Origin of the sequence: Piscinibacterium candidicorallinum, from assembly GCF_047549485.1 — a bacterium.
GTDB classification, from domain to species: Bacteria; Pseudomonadota; Gammaproteobacteria; order Burkholderiales; family Burkholderiaceae_C; genus Piscinibacterium; species Piscinibacterium candidicorallinum.
On sequence record NZ_CP180191.1, the window covers coordinates 2,593,333 to 2,608,542 of the forward strand.

The 15,210-nt window shown below is 67.6% G+C and carries 18 protein-coding genes and 1 riboswitch; of the genes, 11 read left to right on the forward strand and 7 right to left on the reverse strand.

Translation table 11 applies throughout. The annotated features are described in order from the left end of the window. Positions 1-23: 23 nt before the first annotated feature. Positions 24-113: riboswitch (cyclic di-GMP riboswitch) on the reverse strand. Between the two features lie 112 nt (positions 114-225). From ACMDW7_RS11725 to ACMDW7_RS11745, 5 genes are all read left to right on the forward strand, one after another. Then, the gene (locus ACMDW7_RS11725; protein WP_377300571.1) at positions 226-1,440 is read left to right on the forward strand and encodes an NAD(P)/FAD-dependent oxidoreductase; all 1,215 of its coding nucleotides are present in this window, start codon (positions 226-228) and stop codon (positions 1,438-1,440) included. A 5-nt stretch (positions 1,441-1,445) separates the two neighbouring features. After that, complete coding sequence (locus tag ACMDW7_RS11730; RefSeq protein ID WP_377300570.1) at positions 1,446-1,931, forward strand: GNAT family N-acetyltransferase; 486 nt, start codon at positions 1,446-1,448, stop codon at positions 1,929-1,931. Next, complete coding sequence (locus tag ACMDW7_RS11735) at positions 1,928-2,851, forward strand: delta(1)-pyrroline-2-carboxylate reductase family protein (RefSeq protein WP_377300569.1); 924 nt, start codon at positions 1,928-1,930, stop codon at positions 2,849-2,851. Before ACMDW7_RS11730 ends, ACMDW7_RS11735 begins: the two co-directional genes overlap by 4 nt. Positions 2,852-3,174: 323 nt before the next feature. Further along, on the forward strand, positions 3,175-3,837 hold the full coding sequence (locus tag ACMDW7_RS11740; protein WP_377302487.1) for a glutathione S-transferase: 663 nt from the start codon (positions 3,175-3,177) through the stop codon (positions 3,835-3,837). A 30-nt stretch (positions 3,838-3,867) separates the two neighbouring features. Further along, positions 3,868-4,437, forward strand: coding sequence for a hypothetical protein (locus ACMDW7_RS11745; protein WP_377300568.1), 570 nt, complete (start codon positions 3,868-3,870; stop codon positions 4,435-4,437). Positions 4,438-4,448: 11 nt separating this feature from the next. Here the strand turns inward: ACMDW7_RS11745 and ACMDW7_RS11750 are convergent, their stop codons facing one another. The 4 genes from ACMDW7_RS11750 to ACMDW7_RS11765 all read right to left on the reverse strand — a co-directional run bounded on the left by ACMDW7_RS11750 (position 4,449) and on the right by ACMDW7_RS11765 (position 7,541). Then, complete coding sequence (locus tag ACMDW7_RS11750) at positions 4,449-5,189, reverse strand: LytR/AlgR family response regulator transcription factor (protein WP_377300567.1); 741 nt, start codon at positions 5,187-5,189, stop codon at positions 4,449-4,451. Then, positions 5,186-6,301, reverse strand: coding sequence for a sensor histidine kinase (locus tag ACMDW7_RS11755; protein WP_377300566.1), 1,116 nt, complete (start codon positions 6,299-6,301; stop codon positions 5,186-5,188). The genes ACMDW7_RS11750 and ACMDW7_RS11755 overlap by 4 nt, the downstream gene beginning before the upstream one ends. 186 nt (positions 6,302-6,487) lie before the next feature. Beyond that, positions 6,488-7,051 (reverse strand): chloramphenicol phosphotransferase CPT family protein, encoded by a 564-nt coding sequence (locus ACMDW7_RS11760; RefSeq protein WP_377300565.1) that lies wholly within the window; start codon positions 7,049-7,051, stop codon positions 6,488-6,490. Between the two features lie 94 nt (positions 7,052-7,145). Further along, a complete protein-coding gene (locus ACMDW7_RS11765; RefSeq protein WP_377300564.1) occupies positions 7,146-7,541 on the reverse strand; it encodes a hypothetical protein in 396 nt (131 codons plus the stop codon). 435 nt (positions 7,542-7,976) lie between these two features. On the opposite strand from ACMDW7_RS11765, the gene ACMDW7_RS11770 reads away from it, so the two are divergent. Further along, a complete protein-coding gene (locus ACMDW7_RS11770) occupies positions 7,977-9,287 on the forward strand; it encodes an esterase/lipase family protein (RefSeq protein ID WP_377300563.1) in 1,311 nt (436 codons plus the stop codon). Positions 9,288-9,315: 28 nt separating this feature from the next. On the opposite strand, the gene ACMDW7_RS11775 is transcribed toward ACMDW7_RS11770, so the two are convergent. Further along, the gene (locus tag ACMDW7_RS11775) at positions 9,316-10,314 is read right to left on the reverse strand and encodes a trypsin-like serine peptidase (RefSeq protein ID WP_377300562.1); all 999 of its coding nucleotides are present in this window, start codon (positions 10,312-10,314) and stop codon (positions 9,316-9,318) included. 91 nt (positions 10,315-10,405) lie between these two features. Continuing rightward, positions 10,406-10,618 carry a cold-shock protein gene (locus tag ACMDW7_RS11780; protein ID WP_377300561.1) on the reverse strand — a complete coding sequence of 71 codons (213 nt, stop codon included), beginning with the start codon at positions 10,616-10,618 and terminating at the stop codon, positions 10,406-10,408. 456 nt (positions 10,619-11,074) lie between these two features. Here ACMDW7_RS11780 and ACMDW7_RS11785 point away from each other — a divergent pair, with 456 nt between their 5' ends. The 4 genes from ACMDW7_RS11785 to ACMDW7_RS11800 all read left to right on the forward strand — a co-directional run bounded on the left by ACMDW7_RS11785 (position 11,075) and on the right by ACMDW7_RS11800 (position 14,036). Continuing rightward, positions 11,075-11,971, forward strand: a complete 897-nt coding sequence (locus ACMDW7_RS11785) for a B12-binding domain-containing protein (protein ID WP_414859547.1) — start codon at positions 11,075-11,077, stop codon at positions 11,969-11,971. Between the two features lie 81 nt (positions 11,972-12,052). Next, positions 12,053-12,538, forward strand: a complete 486-nt coding sequence (locus ACMDW7_RS11790) for a hypothetical protein (RefSeq protein ID WP_377300559.1) — start codon at positions 12,053-12,055, stop codon at positions 12,536-12,538. Positions 12,539-12,560: 22 nt separating this feature from the next. Further along, entirely contained in the window at positions 12,561-13,277 is a 717-nt protein-coding gene (locus ACMDW7_RS11795; RefSeq protein WP_377300558.1) for a class I SAM-dependent methyltransferase, read from the forward strand. 207 nt (positions 13,278-13,484) lie between these two features. Further along, entirely contained in the window at positions 13,485-14,036 is a 552-nt protein-coding gene (locus ACMDW7_RS11800) for an isopentenyl transferase family protein (protein WP_377300557.1), read from the forward strand. An 11-nt stretch (positions 14,037-14,047) separates the two neighbouring features. Here the strand turns inward: ACMDW7_RS11800 and ACMDW7_RS11805 are convergent, their stop codons facing one another. Beyond that, on the reverse strand, positions 14,048-14,539 hold the full coding sequence (locus tag ACMDW7_RS11805; RefSeq protein ID WP_377300556.1) for a PAN domain-containing protein: 492 nt from the start codon (positions 14,537-14,539) through the stop codon (positions 14,048-14,050). 249 nt (positions 14,540-14,788) lie between these two features. Here ACMDW7_RS11805 and ACMDW7_RS11810 point away from each other — a divergent pair, with 249 nt between their 5' ends. Further along, complete coding sequence (locus tag ACMDW7_RS11810; protein ID WP_377300555.1) at positions 14,789-15,118, forward strand: DUF6422 family protein; 330 nt, start codon at positions 14,789-14,791, stop codon at positions 15,116-15,118. Positions 15,119-15,210 lie beyond the last annotated feature (92 nt).

The following is a 15,210-nucleotide window of genomic DNA, read 5'->3' on the forward strand; positions in this document are numbered from 1 at the left end:
GAAGACTCCGATGACGGTGGATCGCCGGCAGCCCCGCTACCATGACATCGAGCCGATGCGTTAGGTCGGAAGCTTTGCGACCCTGGCTTTCGCCAGGTGTGCCCGGGAACAGATTTGGGGTGCGGCTGGACCGTCTGAACGGATTTGCCGCCAATCGCAACCGTTTTCGGCACCGATCGATCGAGCTTGAATGGCTTTCGCCCCGAGCCGAATACCGCATGCCCCATGGCTTCCATGTTGACGAATCCTGAACACGCCACCCGGACCGATCTGCTTGTGATCGGCGGCGGCGTGATGGGCTGTGCCACTGCCTTGTTCGCGCTGCAGCTTGACCCGAACCTGCGGGTGCGCGTACTCGAGCCCGACCCGACCTACGCTCGCGCCTCCTCGGCCCTGTCGGCGGGCTCGATCCGCCAGCAGTTCTCCACCGCGCTGAATGTGCAGATGTCGCAGTTCGGGCTGGCCTATGTGTCCCAGCCCGAGACGCTGCTGGCGGTGGAGGGCGAGCCTACGCCCAGCACTGGCTTCATCGAGAGTGGCTACCTGTTTCTGGCCACTGCGGCGGGCATGCCGGTGCTTGAGGCCAACCATGCCGTGCAGCGTGAGCAAGGCGCGCCCGTGGCCCTGCTCAACCCGGCCGAACTGGCGCAGCGCTTTGCCTGGCTGAATGTCGAGGGGCTGGCCGGCGCATCGCTCGGCCTGGGTGGCGAGGGCTGGTTCGATGGGTACATGTACACCCGGGCGCTGCGCGCCAAGGCGCAGTCGCTCGGTGCGGTGTTCAGCACCGCTCGCGCAACGGCACTTGAACGCGCCGCGGGCCGCATCACCCATGCCCTCACTGACACCGGGGAGCGCATCGCCGCTGCGGCCTTCGTCAACGCTGCCGGCCCCTGGGCACGCAGCGTGGCCGCCATGGCTGGCATTGAGCTGCCCGTGTTTGCCCGGCGCCGCACCGTGTTTGCGCTGCGCTGTGCCACGTCGGTCGGCCACACGCCCCTGGTCATCGACACGAGCGGCATGTGGTTCCGCAGCGAGGGGCACAGCGGCACCCAGTTCATCGCCGGCTGGGGCCCGCGTGAGGAAGACGACGCCGACGACCTGCCGCTTGAACCCGAGCTACAAGCCTTCGAGGAACACGTCTGGCCCACCCTGGCAGCGCGCGTGCCTGCCTTCGAGGCACTGCGTGTCGAGCACGCCTGGGCGGGCTACTACGAGTTCAACCCGATCGACCACAACGCCCTACTCGGCCTGCACCCGGCCTGCAGCAACCTGTACTTCATCAATGGCTTTTCCGGTCACGGCCTGCAGCATGCTGCAGCCGCCGGGCGCGGTCTGGCCGAGCTGATCCTGCATGGCGAATACCGCAGCCTGGACCTTTCGCCGCTGTCGGTTGCGCGGCTGGGTGAAGAGCGGCGCTACGTCGAGCACAACATCATCTGAGCGCGATGCAGCCCTTGAACCTGCGCTTTGCGCCACTGGCGAGTCACCCGGATTGGATTGGCACGCTCGCCACCTGGTTCGAGGCAGAGTGGCCGGACTACTACGGCCCCCAAGGCCAGGCCCATGCTTTGCGCGACCTGCAGGCCTATGCACAGACCCAGGCCCTGCCCTTCGGGCTCGTCGCCACACACAACGGCGCACCCTGCGGATTTGCCGCCATCAAGACCGAGCGCTTTGCTACCCACCCGCATCTGCATCCCTGGGTGGGTGCCGCTGTCGTGCCGCAAGATCTGCGTCGGCGCGGCATCGGCGCCCAGCTGTTCGCAGCGCTGGAGCCCCATGCCCTGCGTCTGGGCTTTGCGCAGCTCTACAGCGCCACCCGCACGGCGCACACGCTGCTGCTGCGCTGCGGCTGGCAGCAGATCGACACCGCCGTGCACCAAGGCGAGCCCATCGGCATCTATCAACGCACACTGAAACCCGCGCCATGAAGATCCTCGACGCCCAAGCCACCGCCGCAGCCCTGCCCTGGCCGGGCATGCTGGACGCGCTGGATGACATTCTCACTGCGCAACGCGAAGGCCGTGCGCGCTGCCCGGTGCGCAACCGCCTGAACCTGGGCGCCACGCCCGACGTGACCGACGCCGGCGTGCTGCTGACCATGCCCGCCACGGATGGTGAGCTGGCCGTGGTCAAGGTCGTGACCGTGCACGGCGGCAACACCGCCTTGAAGCTCCCCGCCGTGCAGGCCGCAGTGCTGGTGATGGACGCGCGCACCGGCCAGCGCCTGGCCCTGCTGGATGGCGAGGTGGTCACCGAACGGCGCACCGCAGCGCTCTCAGCCCTCGCAGTGCGCAAGCTCACCGGCCGCACGGACTGGTCCGACGCCGCGCTGCATCTCATCGGCGCCGGTGCCCAGGCGCGCGCCCACATGGACGCCTTTGCAGCCTGCCTGGGCGTGAAGCAGGTGTCCGTGCAGACCCGCAGCCCGGCCAGTGCGCAGGGGTTGATCGCTCTGGCCCGCGAGCACGGTCTGAAGGTCCAGCCGGGCGACGCAGCCAGCCTGCGCAGCGCGGACCTCATCGTTACCGCCACCACCAGCAGCACGCCGGTGATGGACGATGGCATCCGCGATGACGCCGTGATCTGCGCCGTGGGTGCATTCACCTCCCGCATGGCCGAGCTGCCCCCCACGCTCGTGCGCCGAGCCCGCTGCGTGGTGGACACCGCCGACGGCTGCCGCGCCGAAGCCGGCGACCTGCTGCAGGCCAGCGTGGACTGGGCCCAGATTCCTCAGCTGGCCGACGCAAGCGAGTTGCCCGCCGGTAGGCCGACCATCTTCAAGTCGGTCGGCTCAGCGCTCTGGGACCTTGCTGCCGCGCGCTGCTGGTGGGCGCAGCAGGAGGCCTAACTCCCACCACAACCCGGTTTGCAGGGCTTTCCGCTTGTCTGGCGCGGCTTTCCAGCCGATTTGCCCCGAAAAGCCGCATGAATGCTGGGTTCAATCGGATTTTCCAAAGCATTCACCAGTATTGATGCGGTTCTTCAGAGCAAAATGGCCGAAGAACCGCGCCAGACAAGCGGAAAGCTGCTTTTCTGGCCCCCTCAGCGCAATGGTGTGCGCGCGCGCAGCGCTACAGCCACACTGGCGCTCAGCCCATGCATGCTCACGGTCGCGCGCTGCCTCGGCCACAGGCAGAATCAGCGCAACCTGTGCTCTTCAACGTCGTGCCCATGCTCACCGTCCATCACCTGAACAACTCCCGCTCGCAACGCGTGCTCTGGCTGCTTGAAGAGCTGGCCATCCCCTACGAGATCAAGCGCTACGAGCGCGACAAGAAAACCATGCTCGCGCCGGCGTCCCTGAAGAAGGTGCACCCGCTGGGTAAGAGCCCGGTCATCACCGATGGCGACATCACCGTGGCCGAGAGCGGCGCGATCATTGAATACCTCGTTGACCACTACGGCAGCGGCCGCCTCGCGCCCAAGGCCGGCAGCGCCGAGGGCCTGCGCTACCGCTACTGGCTGCACTACGCCGAAGGCTCGGCCATGCCGCCGCTGCTGCTCAAGCTCATCTTCGACAAGATCGAGACCAGCCCCATGCCCTTCTTTGCCAAGCCGATCGCACGCGCCATCTCCGGCAAGGTGAAGGAACAGTTCATCACCCCGCAGATCAAGCTGCATCTGGACTTCATCGAGAAGGAACTCGGCAAGCACCCCTGGTTTGCAGGCGACGAATTCACCGCCGCCGACATCCAGATGAGCTTCCCGCTGGAAGCCGCCGCATCCCGCGCTGCGGCCACCAAGCGCCCGAATATCGCCAGGTTCCTGGAGAAGATCCACGCCCGGCCGGCGTACCAGAAGGCGCTGGCGGAGGGTGGGGAGTATTCGCTGTAGCGCTAACTGCAAAGACGCGACCCGCTGACTATGGCCACCCTGAAGTCAATCCGCCAAGCTGAAGGGTCCGGCACGCCCGGCCTGCACACCGCGATGCTCGTCTGGCTGGCTAGTCCGACCGCGCTCGCCTTGCTTGCGCTCGTACTGTCCGAAGAATTTGTCGCAGAGAGTCCGTCAGTTGCTGCTTTCTGCAGCACGGTTCTCAACGCATTCCCTTTCCTTGCCCAGCCCGACGTGATAAGCGCGCGCCCGAAACTCGCTGAGTTTCTGACCTGCCTGTCCTTCGTGATGATCCCGCACTCGCTGGCTGCAGCGTGGTGGGTTGAGTCGCGACAACGCGCTCAATTGCACTGGCGACTTGCGCGTGGCCGCGCCCGCATCAGATCGCCGTGGCTGCTGATACCACTCGCTGGGGCTTTGCTTGGCGTCGTCTTTTTCGGGCTCTACGTGCTCCCCGGGCATCCTTCAAGCCGCTTCATGCATGCATTCATTGAAGCCGCCGGGCTCATGGCAATCACGAAGTTCGCGGTCTTGCCTCTCAACGCCTGGCTTGTGCTTCATCAAGCTCGCCGCGGTCCCGCAGGGACGGCGGTGCGGTAGTAACAACGGCGCTAAATCGACGCATCGCGCAGCCGCTTGCTCGCCTCGCGGTTGGCCAGCAGCTCGGTGCCGTCGCGCATCAGGATCTGCAGCTGGCTTTGCTCGTCGGGCTTCATGGACACGACGTGATCCAGGTTGACGATGGCGTTGCGGTGCACGCGCAGGAAGCGCTCCGGGTCCAGGCGCGGCTCCAGATCGGCCAGCGGCACACGGACCAGGTAGCTCGCGCCCTTGGCGGTGATCTGGGTGTATTTCAGGTCGGACTTCAGGTGCTCGATGTCGTCGATCGCCAGCGGGAAGATGCGGCCGCGGTCGCGCACCAGAATTCTCGTGAGCGGCTCGGCCTCGCTGCGGGCCAGCGCACTTTCCGCTGTCTGACCGCGCTCGTCGGGTGCAACCTGCGCATCGAGCGCGCGCTCCACGGCCTTGGCAAAGCGCTCCTGGGTGAAGGGCTTGAGCAGATAGTCCAGGGCGTTCAGCTCGAAGGCCGTGACGGCGTGCTGGTCGTAGGCGGTGGTGAAGATGATCGGCGGCACGCTCTGAAGCTGGCGCACCACCTCCAGGCCCGTCATCTCGGGCATCTGGATGTCCATGAACACAAGCTCCGGGTTCAGGGCACGGATCAGCTTGAGCGCCTCGCGGCCGTTGGTGGCCTCGCCCACCAGCAGCAGATCGGGCTGGGTGGCGATGAAGTCGCGCAGGGTCTCTCGCGCCAGGGGTTCGTCTTCACAGATCAGGACGCGGATGCTCATCTCGGAATCGCCACTTTCACTTGAAACCCTGCGCCGGGCGCAGACTGCACCTTGAAACTCGCGGCGCTGCCCCAGCGCAGCGCCAGGCGCCGCGCCACGGTGGGCAGGCCCAGGCCGCTGCCCGGCGGCAGGCCGCCATCAGCCGGCAACTGCACGCCGGGGCCATCGTCGGCCACGTCAATCTCCACGCGATCCCCGGCAAGCTGCACGCGCACCATCAAGGTACCGGGCTCGCTGCGCGGGTTGAAGGCGTGCTTGATGCTGTTTTCCACCAGCGGCTGCACGGTCAGCGCGGGCACGCTGGCTGCGAGTGCTTCATCGTCCACCTGCCAGTCGATCTTCAGCCGGTCGCCCAGGCGGATCGATTCGAGCGCGAGGTACTGCTCAGTGAAGGCGAGCTCGTCGCGCAGCAGCACCTGATCCTCGCCGCTGCGCTCGGTGTCCAGCAGGTAGCGCAGCATCTCGGAAAAGCCGAAGAGCGCCTGCTCGGCGCGCACGGCATCCTTGCGCACCAGGGCCAGGATGCTGTGCAGGGTGTTGAACAGAAAGTGCGGATTGAGCTTGTTGCGCAGCGCAGCCAACTCCGTGCGCGCCAGCAGCATCTGCGCCTGAGCGGCGGCGGCAGCCTCCTGGCGGGCGCGCTGCACGGCGCGGTAGGCGGCAAAGGCCCCGGCCGCGGCCGCATAGATCAGCATGCCGATCTGGATCTGCCAGATGAACCAGTTTTCGCGTGCCCGCTCCGCGGCCGCCACGCCGCTCTCGGCCGCGATCAGCAGCCAGAGCAGCGCGTAATAGGCAAAGGCAAACAGCACGCCAGTGCCGGCATGCACTGCAATCTGGCGCGCGGCGCCGAAGCGTCGGGCCTCCATCCAGCCCGTGAGCGGCCACAGCAACAGCAGCAGCAGGAAGGTCGGCCCCAGATTGCGCACCGTGCCGTGCATCGCGCTGAACAGGTTGAATCCGCGCGTCCAGATGCCGTCGGTCTCGACGGCCACCATATAGATAAGCAGAATCGGCAGCCAGGCCAGCGCGTAGGTGCGCAATACCTCGCGCGGCGGCGCCCACTGCCAGGACGAGGTGAGCTGAACGAAGGCGGGGGTCGGAGATTGCATGCAAGCCAGTCTATGCGCCTGGCGCAATCGCACGACCCACCGCGAGACGGGTTGAGGAATTGCGGTGCTGGATTGAGGGCGGCTGTGGCGCCGGGCTTGCCAGCCAGCGCTGCAAGCACGGAAGCAGGAATCGAGATCTGCTGCGCCGTTCCATCTGGCGGTCGGCCATAGCCGCCCGGACCGACTTCAAGCGCCACCCACCTGCGCCGCCGCCATGCGTGCAAATGCCCCGGGTGCACGCCGTACCTGCCAGGCGGCCGTCACCCGCTCCGCATTCACTTCGGCAGGCTGCATGCTGTCGCACTCCAAGTCATAGCTGCAAAAGCGGTGCGTCGTCTCGAAGTCCGCCCGCGCCTCGCCCACGCGCCGATCCCCGCGCGCCCGTTCGCGCCGCTCAAGTTCGTCCAGCGGACAGTGCAGACCTACAAAGAACACATCCAGCCCGGCCAGGGTTCGCAGCAGCCTGTCCATCCATGCCTGCGTCTCCACAATGTGCTCCACGATCAGCGAGTTGCCCGCCTGCGCCAGCGACGCAATGCTCCCGTGAAAGCCGGCAAAGAAGGGCTCGCGCAGATCGCGCCAGGCAAACTCGCCACGATCGATGCGCGCCTGCGGGAGCACCTGCGCCGCCCGCAGATGGTCGATCGACCAATGCCAGAACGGCCCCGGCAGCCGCGCCTGCAGTGCGCGCGCCAGCGTGGACTTGCCCGCGCTGGACGCTCCGTTCAAGAGAATGATGCTGCCCTGCATGCCGCCCTCCGCGCCGCCGCCTGCGCAGCTTAGGCAGGGGCGCGGCCGCCGTCCAACGCCGCATGGTCGCCGAGGCGCTGGATAGCGCCTTGCGCTAAACGTCGGGCGACTCCGGCTGCGCCGGTGCAAACCGCCCGAACACCCGCGGTGCAAGAAAGGCCAGCACCGGCACCGCGCCAATCACGAACCAGCCGATGCTGATCTTGGCGCTGAGCAGGTTGGCGCCCCAACCCATGGCGCAGGCCAGCAGCCCGCAGACCATGCCCAGCACCAGGCACCAGCGTGTGGTCGGGTACACGCGTGCGGCGTTGGCGCCAATGGTGAAGCCCACCATGCCCAGAAAGGCGGGCGCGAGCGCGACCCACCAAAGCGTCTGCATCGAACCCCAGCCGCCCCACTCATGCTCAGGGCCGCGGCCAAGGACAACGCTCAAGATAGCGGCCAACGCCATGGCCAGCCAGGCACCGCTGGCAAACGCAAACAAACCCAAGACCCTGCTCCTTTGTTGGCTGCGCTGCATGCGATGCAGCGCCAGCGGCTTGGGCAAGGTTGTAGTGCAGCGCGAGCGCCCTGCGGCTTGGTGCAGACCCGCGGGTGCGTTGAGGTCTGGCGCGCAAGTCACTGCGGCCGGCGCCCAAGGCAAGGCGCGCCGGACCACCGTTTGAGATCACCGCTTCCGCTCATCGACCGCAAGGGCTCACTCCCAGGTTGTCGCGCGTTTTTTCGCGCTGAATCCTTAGCGTTGATCACCCACCACGATCACCCGGGCCCCACCGCCAAGCGTCCGTTCATTGCGCAAGCCACGATTGGAGTGAGCCCACCACCCTCGCGCGGTGCGGCTGCATTCGGCCCCTAAGCTGAACCTTCGCACCAATCGCCCTCGTCACCGCATGCAATGGCATGCGGGCGCACCCAGGAGACCCGCTTGACCTCAGATCTGCCCATCCGCCGCAAGCCGCAAGCCGCAGCCTCACGTTCGGCCGGCGCACCGTCGGCCACCCTTCAGGCACTGCGCGGCGCCAGCCAGCTCGCCGTGGGTGCGGTGCAGAACCTGACCCACACCGTGGAAGGCGTGCACAGCAGCGTGGCGCGGTTGGCGCCGCCGCTCAAGCGCACGGCCGCCGATGCTGAAACGCCGCAGCGCACCCGCGGGATCACCGGGCTGGTGTATCGCAGCGTGCGCGGCGTCACGACGCTGGTGGGCGGAGCGCTGGATCTGGCGCTGGCGCAGCTTGGCCCGCGTGTGGCTGCGGCGCTGCCGCCGGGCATGAAGCGCGCGCTGGCCGATGGTGCCAACCGCCTCGCGCCGCCCGCGCAGCGTGAAGCCGCACTGGCCGCGCTCAATGGCGTGTTTGGCGACCATCTCGCTGCCAGCGGCAACGCCCTGGCCATCCCCATGCAGCTGCGCGCGAACGGGCAGGCCCTGCCGCTTGCGCGCAAGGCACTTGCCCGGCATTACGCAGCGCAAGCCGATGTGTCCGCGCCAGGCGGCAAGCTGCTCATCCTGATCCACGGCCTGTGCATGAATGACTTGCAGTGGACACGTCGCAGCCACAACCACGGCGCCGCGCTGGCAGCGCGCCACGGCTTCACGCCGCTCTATCTGCACTACAACACCGGCCTACCGATCGCGCAGAACGGCGCTGCACTGGCCGATCTGCTGTCGGACCTGCAGCGCGCCTGGCCGGTACCCATCACGCAGATGGTGCTGCTGGGTCACAGCATGGGCGGGCTGGTGGCGCGCAGTGCCTGTGCGCAGTCCAGCCCCCGCAGCGCGTGGCGGCGCAAGCTCAAGGCGCTGGTCTGCCTGGGCACGCCGCACCAGGGCGCGCCGCTGGAGCGCGCCGGCAGCGGCCTCACCTGGCTGCTGGCCAAGAGCCCCTACACCGCGCCCTTTGCCAAGCTCGGCGCGCGGCGCAGCGCCGGCATTCAAGACCTGCATTCCGGCCGCGTGCTGCCTGAGGGGACACACGCCACCGCCGCCCCCTGGCCGCAAGGCGTGGCCTGCTTCACCGTGGCCGCCAGCACCAGCAGCGCCGCAGCCGCCGGCAAGCAAGCTAAAGGCGACGGTCTCGTGCCCGTAGCCAGCGCACTCGGCCAGCACCGCCAGCCCGAGCGCGACCTGCGCCTGCTGCACGGCCAGCACGCCGTGTTCTACGGGCTGAACCACTTCGACCTGCTCAGCAGCCGCGCAGTAAGTGACCAGCTGTGTGCGTGGTTGGACCCGCAGGGTTGATCGCTCAAGCCATGCGGCGCAACGGCGCTCAATCCGGCTGAGTCACCGCCAGCAGCACATCCGCATACCAGGCGCAGTTCAGACCCAGCGACTCGTCGTGTACTGCGTCGCGCGTGCGCATGTCCATGCGGGTGGAGTGCACGCCCAGCAGTTGCCAGGGCAGCCCGTCGGCCGCTGCCTGGGTGCGATGGCGCAGCACAGGCGCACCGCTGCTGCCGCGGTGCGTCCGGGCATCGGTCAGGAAGTAGCCCTTGGCCTGGAAGCGCACGCCGTAGGCCGACGCGATCGAGGCACTGCGCGCCACCGGGAGGTGATGCACGGTGTCGTGAAAGCCGAGCGGAAAGCCGACGATCGTCAGCGGGTCGCCCATGGCCACCTGCTCGCCGCGCGCTTGCAGATGCGCCGGCGTGAACGACCGGATCACCACCGCAGGCGGCAGCCGATCAGTGGCCAACTCGATCACGGCCACGTCCACGGCACCGCCGGTATCGGTCGCTTCGCGCCAGAGGCTGCGCCCGTCGGCATAGAGCGGGATCGACCACACCAGCACCTGCGTGAGGTCTCGTGTGTCGGTGTGCAGGTCGATCTCGATGCGGTCGGGGAAATGCCCGGTTGCTTCATCGAGCAGCACGTGCCGGCTGGTCACGATGAACAGGTGTGAGTCGCGGCTGAAGAAAAAGCCGCTGGCCTCCGACTGCATGGCCGACTCGCGCCATGTGCGGATGCGCACGGTGGTCAGGGGCAGGCCATCGTCGATGGGCTGGCTGGCGTCGGGTGCATGCCGGTCGGCCAGCAGGCCAAGATAGCGGCCGATGTCGCGCTCGAAGGCGCCCAGCACCACGTCGGAGATGTCGGCGTGCAGCATCACCGTGCGTGCAGCCTCGGCCAGCGACTCGACCGACGCGCGCGCCTGACGGCGTTGGTCCTCATCCAGCTGGCGCAACAGCGCAGGCACCACGCTGTCCAGGGCCACGAGGCTGCCCTTGAGTTCGCAGATGCGCTCCGTGGCGTCTTGCAGGTTCTTCATGCTGAGCCTTCCGGAAATGAAAAAGCGCGGCCAGGCCGCGCTTTGCAGGGTGCGCTGGGCACCCGGTTCGCCCTGGCGGGCGTGATCAGGCTCAGCCCAGCGAACGGATGTTCGATGCCTGCGGGCCCTTCTGGCCTTGCGTGACTTCGAACTCGACGCGCTGATTCTCGGTCAGTGTCTTGAAGCCGCTGCCTTGAATTTCCTTGAAGTGGGCGAAGAGGTCCTTGCTGCCGTCATCGGGCGCGATGAAACCGAAGCCCTTGCCTTCGTTGAACCATTTGACCGTACCAGTTTGAGTAGCCATGCGTGTATTCCTTCTGTGTTGATGAGGCGCAGGAGCGCGCCGGGTGGCGAAACGCCAAGAAAATCTTCACGGGGAGGTCAACACAGATACCAGCGAGGGGCCGGCAGGAGACTAGATACCAATGAGCGGACGGTCTTGAACAGATCAGCGCTGCCAGAGTAGTCGATCCTCGGCACGCGCCGAACCTCAATATGCATCGATTCCGGTCAATCGATAGCGCCAGCCTCGCACCACGCACCCGCACCACCACACCGCTGCTGCACCGCACAGCGATGCACTGCCACAGCTTGATCGCGTTTTGCGTTCGCACGCGATAGTCTGGCTGTCGCGCGCTCCAAGCGGAACACGCCACACACCACCATCTCCGAAGGGCGCGTTCACTTGACCATCCAGCTCAACTTGTTGCGCGCTCCGTCCGCGTCCGGCTTGCCGGCACCGGCCAGGGCCTGGCAGACATTGCCCACCAACCACAGCCGCAAACAATTCAGCCACGGCATCCACCTCTCCAGCAGCCCAGGCACACACCCAGACAACACCGCCACCGGCCTTGCCCAGACAGGCAGCACCGAGCGCACCGCCGGCGAAGCCGAGTGCCGCCGCACCATGCGCGACGTGCTTGAGGCGCGCATCATCCCGCGCCTGCTCGCCGTCAGCCGCGAAGGCGCCGACCCCGATCGTCTGGCCAATGCCGCCATCACCCGCGCCGCCGAGATCGAGGCCCTTGCACGAGCCTGCGCCCGTGGCGACCACACCGGCGCACTCGCCGTCCTGGACGCACTGCAGAACGAAGGTCTGGCCACCGAGGATGCGCTGACTGAACTGATCGCCCCCGCCGCGCTCTGGCTCGGCCAGGCCTGGGAAGACGACCGCATGGGCTTCGATGCAGTCACCGTCGGCCTCACGCTGCTGCACGAGCTCGTCCACACCCTCGGCTATGGCAACCACGGCGGCCCGCAGGGCGCCGGTGCGGTGCGCCGCATCATGCTCGCCTCCGCCCCCGGCTCGCAGCATGTGCTCGGCCTGTCCATCGTGTCGGAGTTCTTCAGCAACGCCGGCTGGGAAGTGGTGCTGGAGATCTCGGCCACGCCGCGCGAATTGCTGCAGGCCGTGCGCGACGAGTGGTTCGAAGTGATCGGCCTGTCGGTGGCGCTGGATGAACAGCTGCGTGCGCTGCCCCGCCTGGTGGCGGATTTGCGCGCCGCCTCCAGAAACCCCGGCTGCGCCGTGCTGCTGGGCGGCCCCGTCTTCGGCCTGCGCCCCATGGACGCAGCGCAGTTCGGCGCCCACGCCATCTGCCTGGATGCACGCGAGAGCGTGGGTCTGGCGCAGTCGCTGGCGGATCCGCGGCACTGAACAACCGCCCCGGCGTCAGTTCCGCTACAACCTCGGACGTGGTGCGCTGGTGCACCACACCAACCCGCATCTCCCGAGGCCATGCACAGCACATTCACCCGCTCCTCGCCAGCGCGCCACCCGGCACCGCACCCCGGCCGGCGCTTCCAGCCCCCCATCGCCTGCGCGCAGATTGCAGTGGCCGCGGGCCTCGCGCTTTGCGGTGGTGCAGCCCTTGGTGCCCCCTCTTGCGGCATGCAGGCGACCCAGCTTCTGGCTGACGGCAAGATCACCGAGCTGGCCGAGCGTTTTGAAGGGCACGGGCCCGAGACGCGCAATCAGCTTGCCGATCTGGCGCGTGCCGCCGGCACCTTGAGCAGGTTGGCACCGTCTGCCAAACCGCTGCAGGGCAAGCATCAGCGCACCAGCGTGCTGGCGCCCGGCCTGCCCGCCAAATACACCTTCAATGGCGAATGGGTCAGCGCCCAGTCCGCGCGGCTGGGGCGGGTGCAAATTCAGGCCTCCATCAAGCAGGGCAGCGCCTGCAGGCTGCTGGCGCTGCATCTGGACATTCCACAGCAGCCCTGAGCGGTTGCACGGCGCGGCCCGCGTGAACTTCGAGCACCTCGACACCGCGGCCCTCGCCGCGCTAGACGCCCAGCTCACGCGTGAAACCAGCCCGCGCTGGGACGGCTTCTACGCCGACCGGGCGCGGCCTTGCGGTTTCTTTGGCACGGCGCCCGATGAAAGCCTGCACGGCTGGCTGGAGGACGGCCGCATTCCGCGCCCCGGTGCCACCGCAACCCCTGCCGCGCTGGACCTGGGCTGCGGCAACGGCCGCAATGCCGTGTTTCTCGCACAGCAGGGCTTTGCCGTCACGGGGGTGGATTTCTCTGCGCAGGCCGTGGCCTGGGCGCAGGAGCGCGCCGCCGCAGCGGACGTGCCGCTCACGCTGCATCAGATCAGCGTGTTTGACGCCCCGGTGGCCACCGGTCGATTTGCACTGGTGGTGGACTCCGGCTGCTTCCATCACATCGCGCCCCACCGCCGCGCGGGCTATGTGCAGCTGGTGGACCACGCGCTCGCGCCCGGCGGGCTGTTTGCGCTCACCTGCTTCCGGCCCGAAGGCGGCAGCGGCCTGAGCGATGAACAGGTCTATGAACGTGGCAGCCTGGGCGGCGGCCTGGGCTACACCGAGGCCGAACTGCGCCAGCACTGGGGCCATGCGCTGAACATTCTTGAGCTGCGCCAGATGCAGACCCCCGCCGCGGGCAGCGGCCTGTTTGGCGAGCCCTTCCTCTGGGTGATGCTCGCGCGCAAGCGCTGAATGCCGCGCAAGCCCGCACACGGGCAGCCAGACCCAGCATTCATGCGCTTCTTGGGGCCAAAGTGGCTGAAGAGGCGCGCCAATCAAGCGAAACCGGGTGCTTGAGCCGCGCGCTCAATGGCGTCTGGCGGCGTGGCATGCAGTACGCCGCCCGGTTTGCGAGAAGATTGCGAGACGATCGCTTTGGAGATCGCCGTGGAGCTTGCCGTGAAGATCGCAGTATTCGGCCCGCCGGGCGGCGGCAAGTCCACCCTGAGCGCCGCACTCGCGCAGGCCACGGGCGCGCCGCTCGTGGCGCTGGACCTCGTGCAGTACCTGCCCGGCGGCGGCCAGCTCAGCAATGAGGCCTTTCACGCCCGACATGCCGAGATCATCAGCCAGCCCGCCTGGGTGATTGACGGCGTCGGCACGGCGCAGACCTTTCCCGAGCTGCTGCGCGCGGCCGATGTGCTGGTCTATGTGCAACGGCCCATGCTGCTGCACTACTGGTGGGTGACCAAGCGCCTGATCAAGAGCCCGTTTGCCAAGCCGCTGGGCTGGCCCGAGCGCAGCCCCATCCTGCGCGGCACCCTCACCAGCTACCGCTACCTGCGCCTGAGCGAGCGCTTCTGGACCCCCGCGTTCAAGGGCAGGCTGCGCGCCTGGCAGGCCAGCGGTGAGAAGCGCGTGTTCTTCATCCGCAGCCAGCGCGATGCCGAGGCCTTGCTCGCCGCCGTGTCACAAGGCGCCCTGTCTTCCCGCCCCGCATCTGCGCGTTGAGCCGGCCTGCGCTACTCGCGTGGCTTGGGCGAGCACTGGCACTGCCCCAGGCCGGCGCTGTTCCAGCGGCCCACCTGGTTCACGTCGCACATCAGCCCCATTTCGCAGAACTGCTTCTGACCGAATGCGTCACTGGTTTCGATGCGGTCTGGCTCGCGCGGTGGTGGCGATTGCGTAGCGATCTTCAGGCCCGACAGCGCATTCACATTGGCCACCGGCTTGGTGCCGGCGTCCTTGAGATAGCACTTGGCCTGGCGCGCCTGGTAGCCCGGCCGCACATAGGTGAATGCGCGGCAGCGGCTGTTGCCCATGCAGGCCGCCACGCAGATTTCCGGGTCAGGCTTGGTCATGACAAATTGGTAGAAGTCCCGCCCTGGCCGATCCACTTGCGGCTCGCGCACCACGCGGCTGCCCGCCCAGGCAGCGGGCCAGGCCACCGCGAACATGGCAAGCACACAGACAGCCAGCCGCAGCACACGGCTGCACGCATTGATTGCATCCATCTTCAACCCTCCCTGCCCGCACAGCCCCAGCTGCCCGCCGGGCACACACGCTGCGTGAGCGCACACCTGTCCATGGCTTGATGCACTCTGGTCGGCCACGTCACGCGCATCAATACCAAGTTCGCGCCAGACCCAGCACCCACATCACGCGCAACCGACGAGCGGTACTTGATGCGCACGAGCCCTGGCACCTAGGTTGAATCGCAGCGTGCGCCCCGTCTGCGTGCACGCGCTTGAGGAGCGTTGGCGATGCGCAAATTGTCAGAAGGGCTGGACCCCGAGCAGGAGGCCGCATTCGAGGAGGCCGCCTATGTCGTGATCAAGGCCCGCCAGCAGGCCGCCGAGCGCCTGGAGCGCGCCGGCATACACATCGATCTGGATCCCTCACCGTTTGCCGCGCACTGCAGCGCCCGTCTGCCCGCACCGCCACCCAACCGGTTCTGCGGCTGCCCCGCCTACCGCGGTGACGGCGGCCCGTGCATCAATCGCTTCACTGACTTTGATGCGCCCGACTTCGGCGAGGGGCCGTCGCAACGCCCCTGCCGCCACCCGCCATCGGCGCACATCATCGCGCCCTGAGTTCCGCGGGCCTGTCGTTCCGCGGCTCACAGGTTCAACGGCCGGGAGGTTCAGCGCTCCGGTGACTCGGCGTGAAGTCGCAGGTGCTCCAT

Coding starts and splice junctions, on each gene's coding strand:
- ACMDW7_RS11725 (WP_377300571.1), top strand. CDS start 226: ATGGCTTCCATGTTGACGAATCCTGAACACGCCACCCGGACCGATCTG.
- ACMDW7_RS11730 (WP_377300570.1), top strand. CDS start 1,446: ATGCAGCCCTTGAACCTGCGCTTTGCGCCACTGGCGAGTCACCCGGAT.
- ACMDW7_RS11735 (WP_377300569.1), top strand. CDS start 1,928: ATGAAGATCCTCGACGCCCAAGCCACCGCCGCAGCCCTGCCCTGGCCG.
- ACMDW7_RS11740 (WP_377302487.1), top strand. CDS start 3,175: ATGCTCACCGTCCATCACCTGAACAACTCCCGCTCGCAACGCGTGCTC.
- ACMDW7_RS11745 (WP_377300568.1), top strand. CDS start 3,868: ATGGCCACCCTGAAGTCAATCCGCCAAGCTGAAGGGTCCGGCACGCCC.
- ACMDW7_RS11750 (WP_377300567.1), bottom strand. CDS start 5,189: ATGAGCATCCGCGTCCTGATCTGTGAAGACGAACCCCTGGCGCGAGAG.
- ACMDW7_RS11755 (WP_377300566.1), bottom strand. CDS start 6,301: ATGCAATCTCCGACCCCCGCCTTCGTTCAGCTCACCTCGTCCTGGCAG.
- ACMDW7_RS11760 (WP_377300565.1), bottom strand. CDS start 7,051: ATGCAGGGCAGCATCATTCTCTTGAACGGAGCGTCCAGCGCGGGCAAG.
- ACMDW7_RS11775 (WP_377300562.1), bottom strand. CDS start 10,314: ATGAAGAACCTGCAAGACGCCACGGAGCGCATCTGCGAACTCAAGGGC.
- ACMDW7_RS11780 (WP_377300561.1), bottom strand. CDS start 10,618: ATGGCTACTCAAACTGGTACGGTCAAATGGTTCAACGAAGGCAAGGGC.
- ACMDW7_RS11790 (WP_377300559.1), top strand. CDS start 12,053: ATGCACAGCACATTCACCCGCTCCTCGCCAGCGCGCCACCCGGCACCG.
- ACMDW7_RS11805 (WP_377300556.1), bottom strand. CDS start 14,539: ATGGATGCAATCAATGCGTGCAGCCGTGTGCTGCGGCTGGCTGTCTGT.
- ACMDW7_RS11810 (WP_377300555.1), top strand. CDS start 14,789: ATGCGCAAATTGTCAGAAGGGCTGGACCCCGAGCAGGAGGCCGCATTC.